Source organism: Lentibacillus sp. L22 (genome assembly GCF_040812445.1).
GTDB lineage: Bacteria > Bacillota > Bacilli > Bacillales > Amphibacillaceae > Lentibacillus_C > Lentibacillus_C daqui.
On the sequence record NZ_JBFNXI010000029.1, the window covers coordinates 36,117 to 42,116 of the forward strand.

Sequence of the window (6,000 nt, forward strand, 5' to 3'; positions counted from 1 at the left end):
CATGTCTGTTGAAGTAGGAAAAACAGCACCAGATTTCACATTACCAAATCAAAACGGTGAGCAGGTAAGCTTGAAGGATTTCCGTGGAAAATATGTTGTTCTTTATTTTTATCCGAAAGATATGACTCCCGGCTGTACAACGGAGGCCTGTGACTTCCGCGATCAGCATGAAAGCTTTGGTGAACTTGATGCCGTTATTATCGGGGTGAGCCCAGACCCAGTCGATCGTCATCAGAAATTCATTGACAAACACGATTTACCGTTTCAACTTTTGGCCGATGAAGATCATCAGGTTGCTGAAGAATATGGCGTGTGGAAATTGAAGAAGAACTTTGGCAAGGAGAGTTACGGACTGGAGCGTTCGACGTTTATTATTGATAAGGAAGGCAAGGTACAAAAAGAATTCCGCAAAGTTCAGGTCAAGGGTCACGTGGACGAAGCATTGCAATTCATTCGCGACAATCAGGAATAGGAACAAAGGATAGTCCTTCGATCGGGGCTATCTTTTTTAGTATTAGTCTTTCTTATGTTCTATCATTTCTCTCCTGTGAATAGACTATCACTAACAAATCTATTAACGAGGTGGAATGAATGGAACTAAGAGAAGATACAAGGACGTATACAGTCAGAAGGATAACGGCATATTCAGGTGTGAAACGTGGAATCGATATGATGGTCAGTCTTCTGGTGTTGCTATTGTCCGCGCCAGTGATATTGATCATCTATATGATTCTCCGTAAAAAAGAAGGAACCCCCTGTTTACTGCGAGAGGAACGGGTAGGCAAGGATAATCGGATCTTTACGATGTGGTCATTTCGGACAACCACAGTTCCATCGCGAGTTATTCGTGGTTTTCCGCCATACGCGTTTGCGAATTCATGGACAGAGGGGGTGCCGGATTCCTTTATCCGACAAGCAGATACGGGGATTCGGGTTACAAAAATTGGTGCATTTTTATATAAATACAAGCTTGATAAGTTACCGCAATTCATGAACATTTTAAAAGGTGATATGAGTTTGGTTGGTCCGCAGCCGGAAATACCGGAACTCGCCGATTATTATAACGTGGTTCAACAAAAGCGGCTGCAAATACGTCCGGGAATGACCGGATATGCACAAGCAAACGGATTGGTCACCGAAGAAAAGCATGGTCGGAAAATCGCCTATGATCTCTATTATTTGCGTAACTATTCATTCTGGTTTGATATCAAAATCATTTGGTACTCCCTTTTTCGCAGGGCGCTTAATTAAATTTTAGCCAGCTTCTTTCTGTTCAAATAAGCGGAAAACGTTTACGATAGAAAGAGAACGCATCAAGCAAGGAGGGAAAACCAGTGACTATTCTTTTTTCTTCACAACCATCAAGCAAACACCGGGAAAGACTAATGAAGCAGTTTCCGGAACAATCATTTACGTTTTGTAACACAATGGATGAAGCTATTTCCTATTTGCCGGAAGCTGAGGTGCTGGTAACTTACGGAGGGGATTTGACAGCTGATTTGCTTGAACAGGCAACACAGTTAAAATGGATGATGATCCTATCCGCGGGAATGGATAAAATGCCGTTAAAAGCAATTGAAAAACGGGATATTCTTGTTACCAATGTACGGGGCATCCATCAAACACCAATGGCTGAGTATGCCATAGCGATGCTTTTGCAAGTATTTCGCCAGAGCAAAACAATTATTAAAAATGAGACAAACCATGTTTGGGATAAGCAGATACACATCGTGGAACTAAACGGGAAAACGATGCTTATTGTGGGTGCAGGGGCAATCGGACAAGAAGTTGCACGTCTGGCCAAGGCATTCCGGATGCAGACAATCGGTGTATCGAAAAGTGGGAAAACAGTTGAACATTTTGATGAAAATCATCCGAATCATGAGTTGGAAAAATTGCTGCCAAAAGCAGATGTTGTCGTGTCAGTCCTGCCAAGCACACCGGAAACAAGCTATTTTTATACGGAAAAACACTTTCAGCTTATGCCCGAACATGCCGTTTTTTTAAACATGGGACGCGGGGATGTGGTAGCAAGTGATGTACTATTACAGGCTGTCCGTAATAGGGAAATTGCCCATGCTGTTTTGGATGTCCAGGAACAAGAACCGCTTCCAGATAACAGTCCATTTTGGGAGGAAGAGCGTATTACAATTACGCCACATATATCAGGTTTATCACCACATTATGTCACCAGGGCATTAGAGATTTTCAGTAAAAACTTATCGATTTACCTGGAGAATCGGACTGACTTCATCAACCAAATTGATGTATCAAGGGGGTATTAACGGTGGTACGAATTTATACGCGATCAGGGGATAAAGGTACAACATCATTAGTATATGGAAAACGGGTGCCAAAAAATGATTTACGGGTGGAGGCTTATGGAACCTGCGATGAAGTAAATTCGATGATCGGACTGGCCTTAAGCTTTTTGGATAAGGAACAATGGGATGGAAAGGATAGCTTTCTGCAAAGTATGCACCGGGTACAGACTATTTTATTTCACGTGGGAGCTGAGCTGGCGACCCCCAATGATAAAGAAGTAAAATGGAAACTAAAACAAGAGTACATTGATGAATTGGAACGGCAAATTGATGCATGGGACAAGCATTTGGAACGATTGCATAACTTTATCCTGCCGTCCGGTCATTGTGCATCAAGTGCGCTACATACTGCACGTACGATAGCGAGACGTGCCGAACGTACTGCCGTCGGATTAGAGTCTGAACTGGCGAACCCGCTTGTTGTCTCCTATTTAAATCGATTATCCGATTATTTATTTGTAGCAGCACGATACGTGAACCAAAGCCTGGGCGGAACTGAAACAACGCTGAAGGCAGATATTTAAAAATGAGAAGCAAGCATAATCTTCTATATGGAGATGCTTGCTTTATTATTTTCAGGTGATAATAATTCTTGAAAGGGAATATACTTGTATTGACAGAACTTGAGTGGAACAGTTACACTAATTATAAGAATTACAATCTAATAATTTGACCAGTTAATTTTTGGATTTCTTTTTTTGAACATCCTCTGTATTATTAAAGGAAAGTGGGGTGCATGACGATGTCTGAACAAAGATTGCGTGAAGCGATTAGTACTTTAAAAGAATCAGGCGTAAGGATCACACCACAACGTCATGCGGTTCTTGAATATTTGCTTAATTCCAGTACTCACCCAACAGCAGATGATATCTATAAGGCACTTGAAGGGAAGTTTCCCAATATGAGTGTTGCCACCGTCTATAATAATTTACGTGTATTAAGGGAAATTGGCTTGGTGCGTGAATTGACATATGGCGATTCATCCAGCCGTTTTGATTGTAACACAACGCAACACTATCATATTATTTGTGAAGAATGTGGGAAGATTGTTGATTTCCATTATCCAAGCCTGGATGAGGTGGAGTCACTTGCCGAACAGGTGACAGGATTTAAAGTTAGTCATCACCGGTTGGAAGTTTACGGGAAATGCGAAGACTGTCAGGGACTTGAAACACAAAAGCACTAATATTTTTTATTTGAAAACACCAGCTGTAAATGACTACGGCTGGTGTTTTTGTTGTTCAGAAGATATTGTTATGATCACGCTCATTGGTTATTCACCATTTTTTTCTTTTGCCTTCATTTCTTCCCGGAAACGCCGTTTATTATAACGTTCATCAAATTCCTTGCCTTCGAGTTCCTTATCGAGGGTTAATGGTTGCTTGCAGTGCATACAGGCATCAACCCGTCCCAGCATTTTAGTTGGCTTGCCACAGCTTGGACAAATAATTGGCACAGCCCTGGTCGACAACATGCCGATCCAAAAGTAAACAACACAGCTAAAGATAACCGCAAGCATTCCCAAAATGAAAAAGATCGCCATTAACCAAGGTATCTTTTTGGTTAAAATACCGACATACATAAGGGCAATCCCGAAAAAGATTAAGCTCAAGGCAAAAGTACGAATCTTATTGATTTTACTGGAATAGACTATTTGTTGATCAGCCATGGGTGGTATTCCTCCTTCAATAGTACACAAGCAAGTATAGCATATTTTAAACGATATTTCGTTTCGGAAAAAGGATATTGCGGTTTTTCGGCGAATTATATTACTATTGAGCGTGTTCAATATCTGGATAAAATGGAATAAAAATAAATGGGACGGGTGATTCTGCCCCTTTTTGAACATGCTTACCTTACATATGGCTGGAAAACAACGTCCCTTTTGTGGAGAAAAGTCAAATACTAACATACGTTCAACCGACAATTACTGAAGAATAACAGCAATCTGATTAACCATGTGTTGCCCCTTCACCGATTGGAGCTTCACTTAATGGAGGAATGGAAATGGAAGATTTACTACGGCCAATTTATCAGGAACGAGCAAGTGATGTTAACACGCTCGGCGTATTAGTGATCGAAAAGCTGAAACCTAATAGCACAATTACCGATAATTTCGATGTCATTTTGTTGATTATTGTGAGGCAGCAAGATCCATCGTGGCATGTTAAGCATTATGAGTTTAATGACCAAACAGCCGCCATGCACGTCGTAACCAACGATCTGTTAATGAAGTGGATTGATACAAGTGGATATCGCAAGGCAATAGCTTGGTTAGTTCATGGAAAAGTTATCTTTGACCGGAATGAATTTATTGCAAATTTGCAAGAGCAGTTAAGAGAATTCCCCCGAGAGAAACGGGATTTACGTAAGGCTATCGAATTTGGCAAACTGATTAAAAGCTATAGTGATGCAAAAGACCTTTATGAATCGGCACAATATAAAGATGCTTACAGCAGAATTGTTAATTCACTGCATTATTTGGCACGTCTTGCAGTTATTGAAAAAGGCTACCATCCCGAGGTAACTGTTTGGAGTCAGGTGAAATCGATCGATCCGGAAGTATATAAGTTATATGATGAGCTAATTGAAAGCCACGAGGAATTAACCAAACGAATAGAGCTGATGATTCTGGCCGCTGACTATGTGATTGCCAATCGTGCAAAGACATCAGCTGCGCATCTATTGGATGTCCTTCAATCAAAGAAGGATCCCTGGACGTACGGCGAACTAGTGTCTGAGCCGCGTGTATCCGCCTATTCACTTGATTTAACAGCGATGATGAGTTACTTGATCGAAAAGGATATTATTCAAACAGAATTAACCGAAACGAAGGGTGCGGGTGTCTACCATCGGAAGTACCGGGTTGATATGGATTGATGGAAATCCCCATTCAGTAAAGGATGCAGTTGTTACACATCTCTTTATCGAATGGGGGTTTGTTATTGGAACTAAATAATATGAAAAGGTGATGTTTAATAATTATGGATGTGGTTAACCTTGGCTTAAAAGCATTATTGCAGGAAATGGCAGGTTGTTAATTGTGATGAGCTTGCGGATCCATATTTAAGATTCAGACATTGAGGGATGTCAAAGGGTTCGATGGAAATAACCTTTGAGATAATAAAGCTTTTACTGATTATGGATATGTTCAATGACGAATGTCCAGTTACCACGTCCAGTGTAAGCTCGTTAATGAAAAGAAATTCTCCATGTTATGGGACAACGAAGTCAATACAGCCTATATAAGCGCGCTGTTCAAAACCACGCCAATTTGAATTTTAACAAACAGGAGGACTGAGACGTAAGCCCACCTTTATCCACCTCTTGAGCACGCGCTATTAGAGAGAGGTACAGTGTATAAGTTCGGACGGTTGAGAAAGACACGATAAGTTTTGAATGTCAAAGGGAAGATTTCAATTAATAGGAAAAGTTTTTTAATAAAAGTAGGCGTTGACTTTGTATTATATGCATGGTAAAGTTAATTTCGTTGCCAAGATGAACGCAATTGAACAAAGCAAACAAGATTAATAAAATAAAATTTCTTGTTGACATAACATTGCAAATCATGGTATTATAATAAAGTCGCTGTTAAGAGACGGTGATCAGAAATTTGCTCTTTGAAAACTGAACAAAACAACCAGTATGTAACAGATGTCAGAGGTTGAGGTTAGAA

7 protein-coding genes are annotated in these 6,000 nt (G+C 40.5%); 6 read left to right on the forward strand and 1 reads right to left on the reverse strand.

The window, feature by feature from the left end:
* The first annotated feature begins 1 nt into the window (after position 1).
* The 5 genes from bcp (at position 2) to perR (ending at position 3,510) form a co-directional block, all read left to right on the forward strand.
* Positions 2–472 carry a thioredoxin-dependent thiol peroxidase gene (gene bcp, locus ABRT01_RS12580; RefSeq protein WP_269410072.1) on the forward strand — a complete coding sequence of 157 codons (471 nt, stop codon included), beginning with the start codon at positions 2–4 and terminating at the stop codon, positions 470–472.
* 119 nt (positions 473–591) lie between these two features.
* Complete coding sequence (locus ABRT01_RS12585; RefSeq protein ID WP_269410071.1) at positions 592–1,251, forward strand: sugar transferase; 660 nt, start codon at positions 592–594, stop codon at positions 1,249–1,251.
* A gap of 83 nt (positions 1,252–1,334) precedes the next feature.
* On the forward strand, positions 1,335–2,285 hold the full coding sequence (locus ABRT01_RS12590; protein ID WP_269410069.1) for a D-2-hydroxyacid dehydrogenase: 951 nt from the start codon (positions 1,335–1,337) through the stop codon (positions 2,283–2,285).
* A gap of 2 nt (positions 2,286–2,287) precedes the next feature.
* Positions 2,288–2,848 (forward strand): cob(I)yrinic acid a,c-diamide adenosyltransferase, encoded by a 561-nt coding sequence (locus ABRT01_RS12595; RefSeq protein WP_269410068.1) that lies wholly within the window; start codon positions 2,288–2,290, stop codon positions 2,846–2,848.
* Between the two features lie 218 nt (positions 2,849–3,066).
* On the forward strand, positions 3,067–3,510 hold the full coding sequence (gene perR, locus ABRT01_RS12600) for a peroxide-responsive transcriptional repressor PerR (RefSeq protein WP_269410067.1): 444 nt from the start codon (positions 3,067–3,069) through the stop codon (positions 3,508–3,510).
* An 87-nt stretch (positions 3,511–3,597) separates the two neighbouring features.
* Here perR and ABRT01_RS12605 read toward each other — a convergent pair whose 3' ends face one another.
* Complete coding sequence (locus ABRT01_RS12605) at positions 3,598–3,993, reverse strand: YgzB family protein (RefSeq protein WP_269410065.1); 396 nt, start codon at positions 3,991–3,993, stop codon at positions 3,598–3,600.
* Between the two features lie 338 nt (positions 3,994–4,331).
* Between ABRT01_RS12605 and ABRT01_RS12610 the strand changes: the two genes are divergently transcribed.
* A complete protein-coding gene (locus ABRT01_RS12610) occupies positions 4,332–5,204 on the forward strand; it encodes a nucleotidyltransferase-like protein (protein ID WP_269410064.1) in 873 nt (290 codons plus the stop codon).
* The last annotated feature ends 796 nt before the right edge of the window (positions 5,205–6,000 follow it).